Raw genomic sequence first — 15,483 nt, forward strand, 5'->3', positions numbered from 1 at the left:
TCTGCCTGTGCTGCGGTTGTGAGGCCCCCGCTTGACGCGTACCATGCCGGGCATTCCTATCCATAACAAAACGTACGTTGGCACCCCGGCAAGCGGGTCGCTGGCGTGCGATTTGTTGCGTTGCCTGCGGAGAAGCAGTTTCCACCCATGAACGAACCCATACCCACGCACCTGCCGCCCACAACAGGCAGCGGCAGCTGGCTGAGCGTCATCGCCCTGGCCTTGGCGGCCTTCATTTTCAACACCACCGAGTTCGTCCCGGTGGCGCTGCTCAGTGACATTGGCCGCAGCTTCGACATGAGCACTGCCCAAGTCGGCCTGATGCTGACCATCTATGCCTGGATCGTGGCGCTGGCCTCGTTGCCCATGATGTTGCTGACCCGCAACATCGAACGGCGGCGTCTGCTGCTGTTCGTGTTCCTGGTGTTCATTGTCAGCCACTTGCTGTCGTGGCTTTCGCAAAGTTTCGCCATGCTGCTGGTCAGCCGCATCGGCATTGCCCTGGCGCATGCGGTGTTCTGGTCCATCACCGCCTCGCTGGCGGTGCGTGTGGCGCCGCCGGGCCAGCAGGCCAAGGCGCTGGGCCTGCTGGCCACCGGTACTACCCTGGCCATGGTCCTGGGCATCCCGCTGGGTCGTGTGGTGGGCGAGGCACTGGGCTGGCGCATCACGTTCCTGAGCATTGCCGGGGTAGCGCTAGCCACCATGCTGTGCCTGATGAAATCGCTGCCGCTGCTGCCCAGCCAGAACTCCGGTTCGTTGCGCAGCCTGCCGGTCCTGTTCAAGCGCCCGGCACTGGTCATTACCTACTTGCTGGTGACGCTGGTCATTACCGCGCAGTTCACGGCCTACAGCTATATCGAGCCATTCGCCCTGCACGTGGCGCAGATCGGCGGCGACCGTACCACGCTGTTGCTGCTGTTGTTCGGCGGCGCCGGGGTTTTTGGTTCGTTGTTGTTCAGCCGCTACAGCGATCGCTTCCCGCATGGCTTCCTGGTGGGTTCGATCGGAGTACTCGCCGCGTGCCTGTTGCTGATGTTGCCGCTGTCGGGCAATTTCTATGCGTTCGCAGTGCTGAGCATGTTCTGGGGCGTGGCGATTCTCAGCTTCAGCCTGGCGCTGCAGTCCAGGACCCTGAAGCTGGCGTCCGACGCCACCGATGTGGCCATGGCGCTGTTCTCGGGTATCTACAACATCGGCATTGGCGGTGGTGCGCTGCTGGGCAGTATCGTCAGCAGCCAGATGAACGTGGCGGATATCGGCCTGGTGGGCGGCAGCGTGGCAGTGGTCGGGCTGGTACTGGCCGTTGCCAGTACCCGGCGTTTTCGCGAGGCGTTGGCACCTTGAGCCGAGGCCGCCCCTTGCCGGTCAAGCAGAGACTCAGGCCAATACTGCAGCCCATGCCGATATCAACAAAACCCCCGCCAACACCTGATTGAACACCCGCAACCGCCCCGGTGCCTGCAGCCACCGGGCGCTCCCCACCCCCAACACCGCCCATGCGGTCATGCTCGGTAGAGCGATCAGCCAAAACACCAGCGCCAACTGCCACACTGGCAACGACGGCGCGGCAAATACCCCGACCACCGCCACGGCCATCAACCACACCTTGGGGTTCACCACCTGCAACGAGGCCGCGCTGAGCGCACTGAAGCCTGGCGCCGTGGTCGTGTGGAGCGGGGTGGCGGCACTGCGCAGCATCTTCCACGCCAGGCTGGTCAGCCACAGCACCCCGGCCCAGCTCATCAGCTGTTGCGCCAAGGGGTGACGCAGCAGCAGTTCGCCCAGCCCCAGCCCGACGAGCAGCACAATGGCTGCTGCCGCGCCACACGCCGCCACGATCGGCGCCAGGCTTGCGCGCAGGCCCCGGCGGGCGCCATGGGCCAGGATCAACAGGTTGGTCGGCCCCGGGCTGATGCTGGACACCAGGGCGAACAGAATGAAGGGCAACAACGACTGCGACATGGTTCAGGGCTCCGTAAACGCGGAGCACCATGCTCGCTGCGTGCCGGCACTCAGTCTGGAAGGTTTGAGCAGCGCCTGCGGTAGTCAGCCGGGGTTAACTGGTAGGCGCGGCGGAACCAGCGCCCCAGGTGGCTCTGGTCGGCAAAGCCCAACGCCACGGCCACTTCAGCAGGTGTCTGACCTTGGGCAAGCAGGCGCCGCGCGCGGGCCAGGCGCAGCTGGATCAGGTAGGCATGGGGTGCAATGCCGAACGCTGCCTTGAACGCACGGGTCAGGCGAAAGCGGTCGATGCCGCAGGCCTGGGCCAGGTCTTCCAGGCCGATGTCGCGCTCCAGGTTGGCGTGCAGGAAGTCCCGCGCACGCTGTGCGGTCAGCGGCAGGCGCGGGTCGGGATTGATGCGGCGGCGCCAGTGCAGGTGACGGGTCAGGCAGGCCAGTAAATCGTCCATGGCCGTTTGCCTGACGATGCGCAAGTCCTGATCATGCACGGCCTGGAAGGCCTGGGCGGTGGCCCGCGCCAGACGTTCGTCATGGCACAGGGTGTCGGCAAAGCTGGGCAGGCTGTCGCCTGGCGCGTGCTCGTACAGCGCGCGCAGCTGTTGGTCGAGCCAGGCGGGCTCCAGGTACAGCGTCGAATAGGTGAAGCCTTCTTCGGTGGGCGCCAGGCCATCGTGGATGTCGCCAGGCTCAAGTAAAAACACCTGCCCCGGCGTGCTGCGGTGGCGCACCCGGCGGCAGTTGAACTGCTGCACGCCCTGCTCGGTCACGCCGACCAGGAAGCTGTCGTGCCAGTGGGGGTCATAGGCATGCCCGACAAAATGCGCCCGGACCGACTCGATGCCGGTGTCGGCGTCTTGTTTGAAGTCGATCCAGTTGCTCATGGACGTGTACCGTGGGGTAAATCGCTACCTTAGCGCAACGCCCCCGGCTCAGTCTGGAACGATTGTGCAGCCGTTGGTCAGTGCCCGGGCGCGCAGGGCCTCGAAGCGTTCGCGTAGCCACAGGTGCAATTGCGTCACGGCAGGCGTGAGTTGCTTGCGATGAGGGCAAACCAACGTGAGCGGGGTAGACTCGCCGAGCAATTCGGGCAGGACGATTTCCAGTTCCCCGGCCGCAATATTGGCGCTGACATCCAGCCACGACTTGTAGACGATACCTTCCCCCTGGATGGCCAGGCGGCGGATGACGTCGGCATCGTCACTGACCAGCGGCCCACGCACCTGCACGGTGCGATTACCCAACTGCCACTTGTCGTACACCCGGCTGTGCTGCATGTAGAGCAGGCAGGCATGCTGTTGCAGCGCGTCGGGGGTGAGTGGGCGGCCGTGGCGGGCCAGGTAGTCGGGCGAGGCCACCAGCACTCGGCGGTTCCATTCGGCCAGCGGCAGGGCGATGTAGTTGGCATCCTGATTGAGGCCATAGCGGATGGCCACATCCACAGGGTCGCGGTTGAGGTCGGCCATCTGGTCGGACAGGAAGAAGCGCAGTTGCAATGCCGGGTGGTCGCGGCGGAAAGCGCTGAGCCAGGGCAGCAGCATGTTGCGGCCCATGTCGGAAGGGGCCGACACCTGCAGAGTGCCGCGCAGGCTATTGGGGTTGCCATGCAGATCTTCATGGCCCTGGCGCAGGCTTTCCAGCACATTCAGCGCGGTTGGCAGGTAGCGCTCGCCCTCGGCGGTCAGGCGCAGGCTGCGGGTGGTGCGGGCGAACAGGCGTACATCCAGGTCGCGTTCCAGGCGTTTGATCGCGGCAGCCACCTGGCCCGGCAGCAGGCCTGCTTCATGGGCGGCGGCAGTGAAGCTGCCCAGCACGCTGCTGCGGGCAAACAGTTCGAGGTCGGTGATGCGCAGCATTTTCATTCCAGGGATGAAAGTGTTGTTACATTGTGCCGCTTTTTCTTTTTTGCTGGAAAGATAAGATGCGCGGCACATCCACTGTTCATTCCGGAGTTGTCGCATGGATACCGTATCGCTGGCCAAGCGCCGTTACACTACCAAAGCTTACGATGCCTCACGCCGCATTCCCCAAGCCACTGTCGACGCCCTGCTCGAACAACTGCGCCACAGCCCGTCGTCGGTCAATTCCCAGCCCTGGCATTTCATCGTCGCCGACACGGCCGAAGGCAAGGCCCGCCTGGCCAAGAGCACGGCGGAGGGTTATGCCTACAACACGCAGAAGCTTCTCGATGCCTCGCATGTGATCGTGTTCTGCACCCGTACCGAAATGACTGAAGAACACCTGAGCGCCGTGCTCGATCAAGAGGCTGCCGATGGCCGTTTCCGTGATGAGCAAGCGCGCGCCGGGCAAAACCAGAGCCGCCGTCACTACGTCAACCTGCACCGCTTCGACCAGAAGGATGTGCAGCACTGGATGGAAAAGCAGACCTACCTGGCGTTGGGTACTGCCTTGCTGGGTGCGGCAGCGCATGGGCTGGATGCCACGCCGATCGAGGGCTTCGACAGCAAGGTCCTCGATGCCGAACTGGGCTTGCGTGAGCGTGGGTTCACCAGTGTGGTGATCCTGAGCCTGGGTTACCGCAGCGAGGCGGACTTCAATGCCGGGCTGAACAAGTCGCGGTTGCCGGCATCGCAAGTGTTCACCTTCCTGTGAGGTTTCCGGGGCCGCTTTGCGGTCCTGGCAATGCTGGCGGTCAATCTGGCAAAGCCCTGGCTTCGATTGCCCGCCCCGGCAAACTGGCAATGACCCGGCATATACCGCATACTTATCGGCAAATACCGAAAAGGAGCGTGCCATGCTTGCCGAAGTGCTTCGCGACAACGGTTACCACGAGTACCGGGCGCGCCTGCAGGCGCTGCTGGACATTCCCGAGCTTGCCAGCGACTTCGAAATTCACACCCGCATCACCGATGGTTTTGCCGCCACCTGGTTGGTGAAACTGACCGAACGCGGTGTGCTCACGCCGGTGGAGCGCGACCAGATCATCCCGCTGCGCACGCTCAAATCCCGTATCGAGCGTGACCAACCGCTGACCGTGGATGAGAGCGACCGGCTGTTCCGCTCGGCCCACATCACCGCCATGGCCGAGGCCGTGTTCGGTGAAGCGGGCAAGGCCAAGCGCTGGCTGTCCAAGCCCAAGGAACGCTTCTCGGGGCTGACGCCGATGCAGATGCTCACCACCCAGCAAGGCACCACTCAGGTCGAAGAAATGCTGCTGCAGATTGCCGAGGGCTATGGCCTGTGATTTTGTGGCGAATCAGCGCCTATGCAGACTTGAGCGGTACGGGGGGCTTGCGTGTAAGTGGCCGCTGGCACCAGGCGGGTCGGCCGGTGGTGTATGCCGCCACCAGCCCTCCCGGGGCGATGCTGGAAGTGTTAGTGCATCTGGAGATCGACCCGGAGGATTTCCCTACCACCATGCGCTTGCTTCGCATCGAACTGCCTGACACGGTTTCCCAGGCGCAGTTGCCCGCTTTGCAGCCCGGCTGGTCCGCCCAGCCTGAGTTGACCCGTACGTTGGGCAATCGCTTTCTGGATGACTGTTCGGCATTGCTGCTGCCGGTGCCAAGCGCGATCATGCCCAGCACCACCAATTACCTGTTCAACCCACGGCACCCGCAGGCGCAGAGCGCGAAAATACTGGTTGAGGATTTCACGCCGGACAGCCGCCTGTTCTAGGGCGTGGTCACCACAGTGCTGCCGATGCTGACGCCAGCACCCGGCCAAACACCTCGAGCGCCTTGTCCACGTCAGCCTCGGTGCTGAAACGGCCGATGCTCAAGCGCACACTGTTGCGTGCCTGGCGTTCATCCAGCCCCAGTGCCAGCAGCACATGCGAGGCAGCGTTGCTCGCCGAGTTGCAGGCCGAGGTGGTCGACAAGGCCAGCTCGCTGGCCAGCGCCGTGCTGTTGAAGCCCTTGCTGTCGATGCACAGGTTCAAGGTATGGGGAATACGTTGCTTGGCGCAGCCGTTCAGGGTAATGCCGGGCATGGCGAGCAGGCCTGTGCGCAGACGTCTTGCCAGTTGCTCGAGGCGCTGGTACTCGCTGTCGCCGGGTTGGCCGGCCAAGGCAAATGCGCTGCCCATGCCAGCGATCTGATGGGTCGCCAGGGTGCCGGAACGCAAGCCTTGCTCATGGCCGCCGCCGTGCATCTGGGCACGCATCAGCGCGCGGGCGCGTGGCCCTACATACAGCGCACCGATGCCTTTGGGCCCGTAGACCTTGTGCGCCGAAAAAGACATCAAGTCCACGGCCATCGTATGCAGGTCGATCACCAGCTTGCCTACGGCCTGCGCGGCATCCACGTGCAGCAGGGCACCGTGGGCACGCACCTGCTCGCCGATCGCGGCAAAGTCGGTGACCGTACCCAGTTCGTTGTTGACCGCCATCAGCGATACCAGGCGGGTGTCAGCGCGCAACGCTGCCTGTACGCTTGTAGGCTGGATCAGGCCGTCGGCATCCGCTGCCAGGCGCGTAACGGCCCAGCCCTGGCGTTCCAGTTCGGCCACGGTGTCAAGCACGGCCTTGTGTTCCAGCTGGCTGGTGATCAGGTGTCCGGGCTGGCCGATGCCTTGGGCAATACCCTTGAGCGCCAGGTTGTTGGACTCGGTTGCGCCCGAGGTCCACACCAGTTGCTCGGATTGCGCACCGACGCACTCGGCTACTTGCTGACGGGCCTGTTCCACGGTGTGACGTGCAGCTTGGCCGTAGGCGTGGCCGCTGGACGCCGGATTGCCGAAGTTGGCCTGGTTTCCCAGGCAGGCGAGCATGGTTTCGATGACCCGGTCGTCGACCGGGGTTGTGGCGGCGTAATCGAAGTAGAGTGGGGCGCTAGGCATTGGGGCGGGTCCGTGTCAGTGGCCGTGAAATCGTTAATCATTGACGTAAGCGTACCCGCCAGCAGCGAGATATTTTTCCCTTCCCTTGTTCGATTCTCGATTCTTGTAGAAAAAAAATCTCTACTGAATAAATTTATGGGAATTTTCTACTTTCTTTGGTGAGGAGCCATGAATGGCTCCGCACCAGCCTTTTCAGGCGGGCTCCAGCGCCTTCTCTTCCTCGGCCACCACGCGCTCGCACAATTCGGTGATCTGCTCGCGCATCCAGCGGTTGGCCGGGTCCTGGTCGGTGCTTTCATGCCAGTACAGGTGCGTTTCCAGTGCAGGCACCTCCACCGGCAGCGCCTGATAACGCAACTGATGGCGACGTGCGAAGCGCTCGGGAACCGTCATCGCCATATCGGTCTGCTGCAACACCTGGGATGCCATGAGGTAGTGTTGCGAACGCAGAGCGACCTTGCGTTGAACCCCCATCTTGCCCAGCGCCAGGTCGACGTAACCCAGGCCGTTGCGCCGGCTGGAGATATGGATATGGGTCATGCCCAGGTAGCTGTCGAGGGTCAGCTTGCTGTCGGCCAGCGGGTGGCCCTGGCGCAGGGCGCAGACATAGCGGTCCTGCATCAGTTTGATGTGGCGCACCTGCGGATCGGTGTTCAGTGGCGCGTCGATGGCAAAGTCCAGGCGGCCGGCGGCGAGTTCCTTGGTGGTCTCGCGGCGCTTGCACAGGAAGCTCTCGATCATTACCGCCGGTGCCAGGCGGCGCAGGCGCTGGAACAGCGGCGGCAAGATGACCGCCTCGGTCAGGTCGGTCATGCTGATGCGGAAGGTCTTGTTGGCCTGCTGCGGGTTGAACGTGCGGCTTTCCTGCACCGAGGTCCGCAGCAGCGCCAGGGCGTTGCGCACCGGACCGATGATGTTCTGCGCCATGGGTGTGGGCACCATGCCTTGCGCGGTGCGCACGAACAGCGGGTCATTGAAGGTTTCGCGCAGGCGCGACAGGGCATTGGATACTGCCGGCTGGGTAATGCCGACGATCTGCCCGGCGCGGGTCAGGTTGGCTTCGGTGTAGATCGCATCGAACACGATGAACAGGTTGAGGTCGACCTTGGTGAGGTTCATGGGCGCCGCTCTTTGTTGGAATTATCGGTCGATCATATATCGGTTATGAATGTTTATACACGCGGAAAATAGACTAGGTGGATGGAGCAATGCTGCTCTAGGCTCTGCCCCAAGTACTCCGAACTGTGAAGGTAGCCCTGATGGATTTCGCCTATTCACCCAAGGTCCAGGCACTGCGTGAGCGTGTCACTGCGTTCATGGACGCCCATGTCTACCCTGCCGAAGCCGTGTTCGAGCGCCAGGTCGCCGAAGGTGACCGCTGGCAGCCCACTGCAATCATGGAGGAGCTCAAGGCCAAGGCCCGCGCCGAAGGGCTGTGGAACCTGTTCTTGCCAGAGTCGGAATACGGCGCCGGCCTGAGCAACCTGGAGTACGCACCGCTGGCAGAAATCATGGGCCGCTCGTTGCTCGGGCCGGAGCCGTTCAACTGCTCGGCGCCGGACACCGGCAACATGGAAGTGCTGGTGCGCTATGGCAGCGAGGCGCAGAAATGCCAGTGGCTGGAGCCGCTGCTGCGTGGCGAGATCCGCTCGGCGTTTGCCATGACCGAACCGGACGTGGCCTCCTCGGACGCCACCAACATGGCTGCTACCGCCATACGTGACGGTGACGAGTGGGTGATCAACGGCCGCAAGTGGTGGACTTCCGGCGCCTGCGACCCGCGCTGCAAGGTCATGATCTTCATGGGCCTGTCTGACCCTGAAGGGCCACGCCACCAGCAGCATTCCATGGTGCTGGTGCCGACCGACACGCCGGGCGTGAAGATCGTCCGCCCGCTGCCGGTGTTCGGTTATGACGATGCGCCCCATGGTCATGCCGAAGTCCTTTTCGAGAATGTGCGGGTGCCGTACGAAAACGTGATCCTTGGCGAAGGCCGCGGCTTCGAAATTGCCCAGGGCCGACTGGGCCCAGGCCGTATCCACCACTGCATGCGCTCGATCGGCATGGCCGAGCGCGCGCTGGAGCTGATGTGCAAGCGCTCGGTGGAGCGTACTGCCTTTGGTCGGCCACTGGCACGCTTGGGCGGCAACGTCGACAAGATCGCCGACTCGCGCATGGAAATCGACATGGCCCGGCTGCTGACGCTCAAAGCGGCCTACATGATGGACACCGTCGGCAACAAGGTGGCCCGTAGCGAGATCGCCCAGATCAAGGTGGTGGCGCCGAACGTGGCATTGAACGTGATCGACCGGGCTATCCAGATACATGGCGGGGCAGGGGTAAGCGGCGATTTCCCGCTGGCCTACATGTATGCCATGCAGCGCACCCTGCGCCTGGCTGACGGGCCGGATGAAGTGCACCGGGCGGCGATTGGCAAATACGAAATTGGCAAGTATGTGCCGGTGGAGATGTTGCGTAGCGGGCGGTGAACGCGTCAGCCTGCGCCGGCCCATTCGCGGGTGAACCCGCTCCTACACGGGCACCCAGCTTGCCCGCGACGTGGCCAGTGCAAGTGATTCACTCAGGCACCTAGTTGCGTGTCTTTTTCCCTCTTGGACGCGGGTTCTTGTCCAATGGCGTGGGGCTGGTGCCCATCCATACTGTCATCCTTTTTTTGCCCCCGCGTCTTGATCAACGAAATCACCACCCCACCCAGCAACAACCCGAATGTCACGCCCAACGACAGCAGCGCCGGCACCTTGCCCACCATGCCGTGGTAGAAAATCTTGCAGCCAATGAAGATCAACACCAGCGCCAGTGCGTACTTGAGGTAAACGAACCGGTGCATCAGCGCCGCCAGCGCGAAATACAGCGAGCGCAGGCCGAGGATGGCGAAGATGTTGGAGGTGTAGACGATGAACGGGTCCTGGGTGATGGCGAAGATCGCCGGCACGCTGTCGACGGCAAACACCAGGTCGGCCAGTTCGATCAGTACCAGCGCCAGAAACAGCGGGGTGGCATAACGCAGCGCCTTGCTGTGCCCGGGCGGGGTCTGGCGTACGAAGAAGTGCGAGCCATGGATCTGGTCGGTAACCCGCATGTGCCGCCGCACGAACTTGAGGATCGGGTTGTTGGCCAGGTCCGGGCGGCTGTCTTCCTTCGACAGCGCCATCTTCACCCCGGTAAACAGCAGGAAGGCACCGAAGATGTACAGCACCCAGGCAAAGTTCTGTACCAGCGCCGCGCCCACGCCGATCATGATGGCCCGCAGGAACACCACGCCCAGGATGCCCCAGAACAGCACGCGGTGCTGGTAGCGACGGGGGATGGCGAAGTAGCTGAAGATCATCGCCATGACGAACACGTTGTCCATCGACAGCGACTGTTCGACCAGGAAGCCGGTGTAGAACTCCAGCGCAGACTGCGCACCCAACTGGTACCAGACCCCCGCGCCGAACAGCACACCGACACTGAAATAGCCCGAATACAGCAGCAGGCTCTCGCGCATTTCAATTTCCCGGTCGTGGCGGTGCAGCACGCCCAGGTCGAGCACCAGCAAACCGATGACGATGGCCATGAACACCAGCCACAACCAGGCGCTGGTACCGAGGACAGGTGTTGTGAGGAATGCTTGCAGAGCTGTCATGAGCCCCTCCTTGAATGTCGACGTTGCATGGCAACAGTGATCCGACATGGCGGCTTGGCAGCCGTCAGAGGGGCCCGGTATCACATGAGCTTGAGCCTAGACCCGTTTGCCAGTGGTGCCGAATGGGTAGCTGTTACATTTCTTTGCCAGTGCAGCGCTCAAGCCCGCAATCCTTTGCTCAGCCCTTTCCCTTCTATTAAATAACTCCGGTTATAGCCAAAACCAATCGAAAGCATGAGCTTTGCCAATGAGCCTTCAGCGGGATGATTAGTTAGGATTCTATCCATCAACTGATTCCAACCCCATGAAGGAGCGTCTCTCATGCCAATCATCAACAGCCAGGTCAAACCCTTCAACGCCACCGCCTACCACAAAGGCGAGTTCGTTCAGGTCAGCGAAGCCGATCTGAAAGGCAAGTGGTCTGTCGTGTTCTTCTACCCGGCCGACTTCACCTTCGTTTGCCCGACCGAGCTGGGTGACCTTGCTGACAACTACGCCGAGTTCCAGAAGCTGGGCGTGGAAATTTACGGTGTTTCCACCGATACCCACTTCACTCACAAAGCCTGGCACGACACTTCCGACACCATCGGCAAGATCCAATACCCGCTGATCGGTGACCCGACTCACGTCATTTCGCGCAACTTCGACGTGCTGATCGAAGAAGCCGGCCTGGCCGACCGCGGTACCTTCGTGATCAACCCGGACGGCCAGATCAAGATCGTCGAGCTGAACGACGGTGGCGTAGGCCGTGATGCTGCCGAACTGCTGCGCAAGGTCAAGGCTGCCCAGTACGTTGCCGCTCACCCAGGCGAAGTGTGCCCGGCCAAGTGGAAAGAAGGCGAAGCCACTCTGGCGCCGTCGCTGGACCTCGTAGGCAAGATCTAAGGTCATGCCCACAGCGCGGGCGGTAAGCAGCCGCCAAAGCTGAAATACCTACCGCCCCGTCAAACGCCCGGGCGACCTTGCCTGGGCGTTTTTGTATCCGAGTTTTGAAAAAGGAATCGCCCGTATGTTGGACGCCACGCTTAAATCGCAACTGAAAACCTACCTGGAGCGGGTCACCCAGCCGATCGAGATCGTTGCCTCCCTCGACGACGGCGCGAAGTCCCGCGAATTGCACGACCTGCTGGTGGAAATTGCCGGCCTGTCGAACCTCATTACCTTCAGCGCGGACGGTACCGATGCCCGTCGCCCTTCGTTCTCGCTGAACCGCCCGGGTGCCGATATCAGCCTGCGCTTCGCCGGCATACCCATGGGCCACGAGTTCACCTCGTTGGTGCTGGCGCTGCTGCAAGTCGGCGGCCATCCGTCAAAGGCCAGTGCCGAAGTGATCGAGCAGATCCAGGCCCTGGAAGGCGAATTCAGCTTCGAAACCTACTTCTCGCTGTCGTGCCAGAACTGCCCGGACGTGGTCCAGGCGTTGAACCTGATGGCGGTACTCAACCCCAACGTGCGTCATGTGGCTATCGACGGTGCGCTGTTCCAGGACGAAGTGGAATCGCGCAAGATCATGGCGGTACCGAGTATCTACCTGAACGGTGAAGTGTTTGGTCAGGGCCGTATGGGCCTGGAAGAAATCATTGGCAAGATCGACACCAACGCCGGCGCCCGCCAGGCCGAGAAGATCAACGCCAAGGATGCCTTTGACGTGCTGGTTGTCGGCGGTGGCCCCGCTGGCGCCGCTGCTGCCATCTACGCTGCCCGCAAGGGCATCCGCACCGGTGTTGCTGCCGAGCGCTTCGGCGGCCAGGTGCTCGATACACTGGCCATCGAGAACTTCATCTCGGTGCAGGAAACCGAAGGACCGAAGCTGGCCACGGCGCTGGAAGAGCACGTCAAGCAGTACGACGTCGACATCATGAACCTGCAGCGCGGTGAAGCGCTGATTCCCGCTGCCGAGGGCGGTCTGCACGAAGTGCGTCTGGCGGGGGGCGCTTCGCTGAAGGCCAAGACTGTAATCCTGGCCACCGGCGCCCGCTGGCGCGAAATGAACGTGCCAGGTGAGCAGGAGTACCGCGGCCGCGGCGTGGCCTACTGCCCGCACTGTGACGGCCCGCTGTTCAAGGGTAAACGCGTGGCGGTGATTGGCGGCGGCAACTCGGGTGTGGAAGCGGCCATCGACCTGGCTGGTATCGTCGCCCAGGTGACGCTGATCGAGTTCGACAGCCAGTTGCGTGCCGATGCGGTGTTGCAACGCAAGCTGCGCAGCCTGCCGAACGTCAACGTGATCACCAGCGCGCTGACCACCGAGGTGCTGGGCAATGGCGAGAAGGTGACTGGCCTGCGCTACAAGGACCGCACCACGGATGAACAGCACGAAGTGGCACTGGAAGGCATCTTCGTGCAGATTGGCCTGCTGCCCAACACTGACTGGCTGAAGGGCACCGTCGAGCTGTCGCCGCGTGGCGAAATCATTGTCGACGCCAAGGGCCAGACCAGCATTCCGGGAGTGTTTGCCGCAGGTGACGTGACTACCGTGCCGTACAAGCAGATCGTCATTGCGGTGGGTGAGGGGGCCAAGGCATCGCTGGCGGCCTTTGACCACCTGATTCGGACTTCGGCGCCGGCGTAAGCCTGTACCGGCCCTTTCGCGGCTAAAGCCGCTCTCGCAGGACTGCGCAGTTGTTGAAACTGTGAAGATCCCCGTAGGAGCGGGTTTACCCGCGAAGAGGCCGGCCCTGCTGGCCAATTTCCACCCGCCGTTCACCGTTGCCGCTGCGACCGTATTCGCGGGTAAACCCGCTCCTACACAGATTGGTGGTGGACACACATCGGGAGTTGGACACAGACCGCTGTAGGAGCGGGTTCACCCGCGAAAGGGCCGGTACAAGCAAAGCATCAACCTGAAGGTGTCTATGCTTACACGTAAACCCCTCAGGAATCCCCCGCATGACCCTGATCAGCCGCGAACCCTGGTGGCTAGTCCCCCCGAAGCCCGGGGAGCAAGAGCAGGACCTGCACTGGGGCTACCTGGAAATCTACGCCGACGGTCGCGCTGTGTTCGTCGACCAGCGCCCCACTGACCGGGAGCTGGCCGAGCGCAAGAGCTGCCGCAATTTCCCCGACCCCGAGCCGTGACGGCTCAGCCTTCCAGCTCGGCCAGGCGCGCTTCCAGCGCCGCAATGCGGGCTTCGAGGGCTTCGATGCGGTCTTCTGACACACTGCCGCCACTGTTGCGAGCGCCGCCTTCCTGTTGGCGTGCAGCGAGAATCGCCTCGATTTCCGCCGGGTCGCCCAAGGCATGGGTGTAGCGGTCTTCACGCTGGCCGGCCTGACGTGGCAGGTGCAAAGCCAGGTCCCGCGAGATCAGGCGCTCCAGCTGATGCTGGATCTGCTCGGTGTCGTCAAAGTCGTGCAGGCGGTTGCTACGGGTCAGCAGTTCGTTGAGGGTTTGCGGGCCCCGCAGGAACATCAGGCCCATCAGCACCAACTGTGCTGGCACCAGCTCCAGTGCCTTGTCTACCCGATGTTCCCAGCGGTCGGCACGGCTGCCCATCTGCAGGCGGGTCATGCCCTGACCTTCGAGGGCGCGCAGCGCCTGGCCGACCTGGCCTTGGGTGAGGTTCATCACCGGCTCGCGGCTGGTCTTCTGGTTGCAGGCCAGGACCAGGGCATTGAGGGTCAGCGGGTAGCTTTCCGGGCTGGTGGCCTGCTTTTCGATCAGCGAGCCGAGAACGCGGATTTCGATGCTGTTGAAGCGGCCTTCACCTGCGGTTTCGTGTTCTGACATGGCCCTGTCTCGTGGCTGGGGAAAGGCCACTAGGGTAGGTAATGCCACCGCGTAAGGCAATTGGGGCCGCAATGCGGCCCCGGCGCGCTTAGCCGTTACGCTGCTCTTCAGCCTGACACGCCGCTGCAGTGAACAGCACATCGGTCGAAGAATTCAGCGCCGTTTCGGCCGAATCCTGTAACACGCCAATGATGAAGCCCACCGCCACTACTTGCATGGCTATTTCGCTTGGGATGCCAAACAGGCTGCACGCCAGCGGAATCAGCAGCAGCGACCCCCCGGCCACGCCCGAGGCGCCGCAGGCGCACACCGCCGCCACCACGCTGAGCAGCACGGCAGTGGGCAGGTCCACCTGGATACCCAGGGTATGCACTGCGGCCAGGGTCAGCACGGTAATGGTGGTTGCCGCACCGGCCATGTTGATGGTCGCGCCCAGCGGGATCGACACCGAGTAAGTGTCTTTATGCAGGCCAAGGCGTTCCGACAATGCCAGGTTGACCGGGATGTTGGCGGCCGAGCTGCGGGTGAAGAACGCAGTAATGCCGCTTTCACGCAGGCACAGCAGTGTCAGTGGGTAGGGGTTGCGGCGGATCTTCCAGAACACGATCAGCGGGTTCATCACCAGTGCCACGAACAGCATGCAGCCGATCAGTACCGCCAGCAGGTGCAGGTAGCCGAGCAGGGCGTCCAGGCCCGACTGTGCCAGGGTGGAGCTGACCAGGCCAAAGATACCCAGCGGGGCGAAGCGGATGACCATGCGCACGATCAGGGTGACGCCATTGGACAGGTCTGCGACCACGGTTCGGGTGGTTTCACCGGCATGGCGCAGGGCCACGCCCAAGCCGATGGCCCAGGTCAGCACGCCGATGAAGTTGGCATTGAGCAGGGCATTGACCGGGTTGTCTACCGCACTCAGCAACAGGTTCTGCATCACCTCGGCGATGCCGCCTGGCGCGCTCAGCGTGGCTTCGCTGGCGCTTAGCGCCAGGTGCGAGGGGAACAGCATGCTGGCAACCACGGCCACCACTGCAGCGGCAAAGGTGCCCAGCAGGTACAGCCAGAGGATCGGGCGAATGTGGACTTCCTGGCCGTGACGATGGTTGGCGACCGAAGCCATGACCAGAATGAACACCAGCACGGGCGCAACCGCCTTCAGGGCACTGACGAACACCTTGCCAAGAAAGGCCAGGTCACGGGCGATGGCAGGTGCCAGCAGGGCGAGGGCGATACCGGCGAGCAGGCCGATGACGATCTGGGTCACCAGGCTGGTGCGGTTGAGGAGGCGGAGAAAAGGGGTCATGTGCAGCGGTATCTCGGAATCTGGAAAGGGCGGACTTTACCATA

Annotated in this window: 16 protein-coding genes; 8 read left to right on the forward strand and 8 right to left on the reverse strand. The window is 62.7% G+C overall.

Features of this window, described 5'->3' with window-relative positions; genetic code table 11:
- Window positions 1-147: 147 nt before the first annotated feature.
- On the forward strand, window positions 148-1,347 hold the full coding sequence (locus tag ACF8EF_RS20470) for a sugar transporter (RefSeq protein ID WP_176683862.1): 1,200 nt from the start codon (window positions 148-150) through the stop codon (window positions 1,345-1,347).
- A gap of 33 nt (window positions 1,348-1,380) precedes the next feature.
- Here the strand turns inward: ACF8EF_RS20470 and ACF8EF_RS20475 are convergent, their stop codons facing one another.
- From ACF8EF_RS20475 to ACF8EF_RS20485, 3 genes are read right to left on the reverse strand one after another with little or no spacing between them, the layout of a single operon-like run.
- Window positions 1,381-1,965, reverse strand: a complete 585-nt coding sequence (locus tag ACF8EF_RS20475; protein ID WP_021782800.1) for a LysE family translocator — start codon at window positions 1,963-1,965, stop codon at window positions 1,381-1,383.
- A 50-nt stretch (window positions 1,966-2,015) separates the two neighbouring features.
- Entirely contained in the window at window positions 2,016-2,846 is an 831-nt protein-coding gene (locus ACF8EF_RS20480) for an AraC family transcriptional regulator (protein WP_101196125.1), read from the reverse strand.
- A gap of 48 nt (window positions 2,847-2,894) precedes the next feature.
- Window positions 2,895-3,818 (reverse strand): LysR family transcriptional regulator, encoded by a 924-nt coding sequence (locus ACF8EF_RS20485; RefSeq protein ID WP_101196124.1) that lies wholly within the window; start codon window positions 3,816-3,818, stop codon window positions 2,895-2,897.
- Window positions 3,819-3,921: 103 nt separating this feature from the next.
- Here ACF8EF_RS20485 and nfsB point away from each other — a divergent pair, with 103 nt between their 5' ends.
- From nfsB to ACF8EF_RS20500, 3 genes are all read left to right on the forward strand, one after another.
- Window positions 3,922-4,575, forward strand: a complete 654-nt coding sequence (gene nfsB / locus ACF8EF_RS20490; protein WP_392461816.1) for an oxygen-insensitive NAD(P)H nitroreductase — start codon at window positions 3,922-3,924, stop codon at window positions 4,573-4,575.
- 142 nt (window positions 4,576-4,717) lie between these two features.
- Window positions 4,718-5,167: an antitoxin Xre/MbcA/ParS toxin-binding domain-containing protein gene (locus tag ACF8EF_RS20495; protein ID WP_003250525.1), complete on the forward strand. Its 450-nt coding sequence runs from the start codon at window positions 4,718-4,720 to the stop codon at window positions 5,165-5,167.
- Window positions 5,164-5,601, forward strand: coding sequence for an RES family NAD+ phosphorylase (locus ACF8EF_RS20500; RefSeq protein ID WP_209965002.1), 438 nt, complete (start codon window positions 5,164-5,166; stop codon window positions 5,599-5,601). The genes ACF8EF_RS20495 and ACF8EF_RS20500 overlap by 4 nt, the downstream gene beginning before the upstream one ends.
- A gap of 7 nt (window positions 5,602-5,608) precedes the next feature.
- On the opposite strand, the gene ACF8EF_RS20505 is transcribed toward ACF8EF_RS20500, so the two are convergent.
- Window positions 5,609-6,763, reverse strand: coding sequence for a cysteine desulfurase family protein (locus tag ACF8EF_RS20505; protein WP_392461818.1), 1,155 nt, complete (start codon window positions 6,761-6,763; stop codon window positions 5,609-5,611).
- A 192-nt stretch (window positions 6,764-6,955) separates the two neighbouring features.
- Window positions 6,956-7,882 carry a LysR family transcriptional regulator gene (locus ACF8EF_RS20510; protein WP_176683856.1) on the reverse strand — a complete coding sequence of 309 codons (927 nt, stop codon included), beginning with the start codon at window positions 7,880-7,882 and terminating at the stop codon, window positions 6,956-6,958.
- A gap of 140 nt (window positions 7,883-8,022) precedes the next feature.
- On the opposite strand from ACF8EF_RS20510, the gene ACF8EF_RS20515 reads away from it, so the two are divergent.
- Window positions 8,023-9,252: an acyl-CoA dehydrogenase gene (locus ACF8EF_RS20515; protein ID WP_176683855.1), complete on the forward strand. Its 1,230-nt coding sequence runs from the start codon at window positions 8,023-8,025 to the stop codon at window positions 9,250-9,252.
- 92 nt (window positions 9,253-9,344) lie between these two features.
- Here the strand turns inward: ACF8EF_RS20515 and ACF8EF_RS20520 are convergent, their stop codons facing one another.
- Window positions 9,345-10,409 carry a TerC family protein gene (locus ACF8EF_RS20520; protein WP_176683854.1) on the reverse strand — a complete coding sequence of 355 codons (1,065 nt, stop codon included), beginning with the start codon at window positions 10,407-10,409 and terminating at the stop codon, window positions 9,345-9,347.
- 321 nt (window positions 10,410-10,730) lie between these two features.
- On the opposite strand from ACF8EF_RS20520, the gene ahpC reads away from it, so the two are divergent.
- From ahpC to ACF8EF_RS20535, 3 genes are all read left to right on the forward strand, one after another.
- The gene (gene ahpC, locus ACF8EF_RS20525) at window positions 10,731-11,294 is read left to right on the forward strand and encodes an alkyl hydroperoxide reductase subunit C (protein ID WP_176683853.1); all 564 of its coding nucleotides are present in this window, start codon (window positions 10,731-10,733) and stop codon (window positions 11,292-11,294) included.
- Between the two features lie 124 nt (window positions 11,295-11,418).
- On the forward strand, window positions 11,419-12,981 hold the full coding sequence (ahpF, locus tag ACF8EF_RS20530) for an alkyl hydroperoxide reductase subunit F (RefSeq protein ID WP_392461819.1): 1,563 nt from the start codon (window positions 11,419-11,421) through the stop codon (window positions 12,979-12,981).
- Between the two features lie 317 nt (window positions 12,982-13,298).
- The gene (locus ACF8EF_RS20535) at window positions 13,299-13,487 is read left to right on the forward strand and encodes a hypothetical protein (protein WP_021782791.1); all 189 of its coding nucleotides are present in this window, start codon (window positions 13,299-13,301) and stop codon (window positions 13,485-13,487) included.
- Window positions 13,488-13,491: 4 nt separating this feature from the next.
- On the opposite strand, the gene ACF8EF_RS20540 is transcribed toward ACF8EF_RS20535, so the two are convergent.
- Complete coding sequence (locus tag ACF8EF_RS20540; RefSeq protein ID WP_021782790.1) at window positions 13,492-14,139, reverse strand: YceH family protein; 648 nt, start codon at window positions 14,137-14,139, stop codon at window positions 13,492-13,494.
- Between the two features lie 88 nt (window positions 14,140-14,227).
- A complete protein-coding gene (sstT, locus tag ACF8EF_RS20545; RefSeq protein ID WP_392461821.1) occupies window positions 14,228-15,439 on the reverse strand; it encodes a serine/threonine transporter SstT in 1,212 nt (403 codons plus the stop codon).
- Between the last annotated feature and the right edge of the window lie 44 nt (window positions 15,440-15,483).

The organism is Pseudomonas sp. zjy_15 (genome assembly GCF_043101865.1).
GTDB lineage: Bacteria > Pseudomonadota > Gammaproteobacteria > Pseudomonadales > Pseudomonadaceae > Aquipseudomonas > Aquipseudomonas putida_Y.

Excerpts from the sequence above, each read along its gene's own strand:
- ACF8EF_RS20480 (WP_101196125.1), bottom strand. The coding sequence starts at position 2,846 with ATGAGCAACTGGATCGACTTCAAACAAGACGCCGACACCGGCATCGAG.
- ACF8EF_RS20470 (WP_176683862.1), top strand. The coding sequence starts at position 148 with ATGAACGAACCCATACCCACGCACCTGCCGCCCACAACAGGCAGCGGC.
- sstT (WP_392461821.1), bottom strand. The coding sequence starts at position 15,439 with ATGACCCCTTTTCTCCGCCTCCTCAACCGCACCAGCCTGGTGACCCAG.
- nfsB (WP_392461816.1), top strand. The coding sequence starts at position 3,922 with ATGGATACCGTATCGCTGGCCAAGCGCCGTTACACTACCAAAGCTTAC.
- ACF8EF_RS20485 (WP_101196124.1), bottom strand. The coding sequence starts at position 3,818 with ATGCTGCGCATCACCGACCTCGAACTGTTTGCCCGCAGCAGCGTGCTG.
- ACF8EF_RS20505 (WP_392461818.1), bottom strand. The coding sequence starts at position 6,763 with ATGCCTAGCGCCCCACTCTACTTCGATTACGCCGCCACAACCCCGGTC.
- ACF8EF_RS20540 (WP_021782790.1), bottom strand. The coding sequence starts at position 14,139 with ATGTCAGAACACGAAACCGCAGGTGAAGGCCGCTTCAACAGCATCGAA.
- ACF8EF_RS20520 (WP_176683854.1), bottom strand. The coding sequence starts at position 10,409 with ATGACAGCTCTGCAAGCATTCCTCACAACACCTGTCCTCGGTACCAGC.
- ACF8EF_RS20515 (WP_176683855.1), top strand. The coding sequence starts at position 8,023 with ATGGATTTCGCCTATTCACCCAAGGTCCAGGCACTGCGTGAGCGTGTC.
- ahpC (WP_176683853.1), top strand. The coding sequence starts at position 10,731 with ATGCCAATCATCAACAGCCAGGTCAAACCCTTCAACGCCACCGCCTAC.
- ACF8EF_RS20475 (WP_021782800.1), bottom strand. The coding sequence starts at position 1,965 with ATGTCGCAGTCGTTGTTGCCCTTCATTCTGTTCGCCCTGGTGTCCAGC.
- ACF8EF_RS20495 (WP_003250525.1), top strand. The coding sequence starts at position 4,718 with ATGCTTGCCGAAGTGCTTCGCGACAACGGTTACCACGAGTACCGGGCG.
- ACF8EF_RS20535 (WP_021782791.1), top strand. The coding sequence starts at position 13,299 with ATGACCCTGATCAGCCGCGAACCCTGGTGGCTAGTCCCCCCGAAGCCC.
- ACF8EF_RS20510 (WP_176683856.1), bottom strand. The coding sequence starts at position 7,882 with ATGAACCTCACCAAGGTCGACCTCAACCTGTTCATCGTGTTCGATGCG.
- ahpF (WP_392461819.1), top strand. The coding sequence starts at position 11,419 with ATGTTGGACGCCACGCTTAAATCGCAACTGAAAACCTACCTGGAGCGG.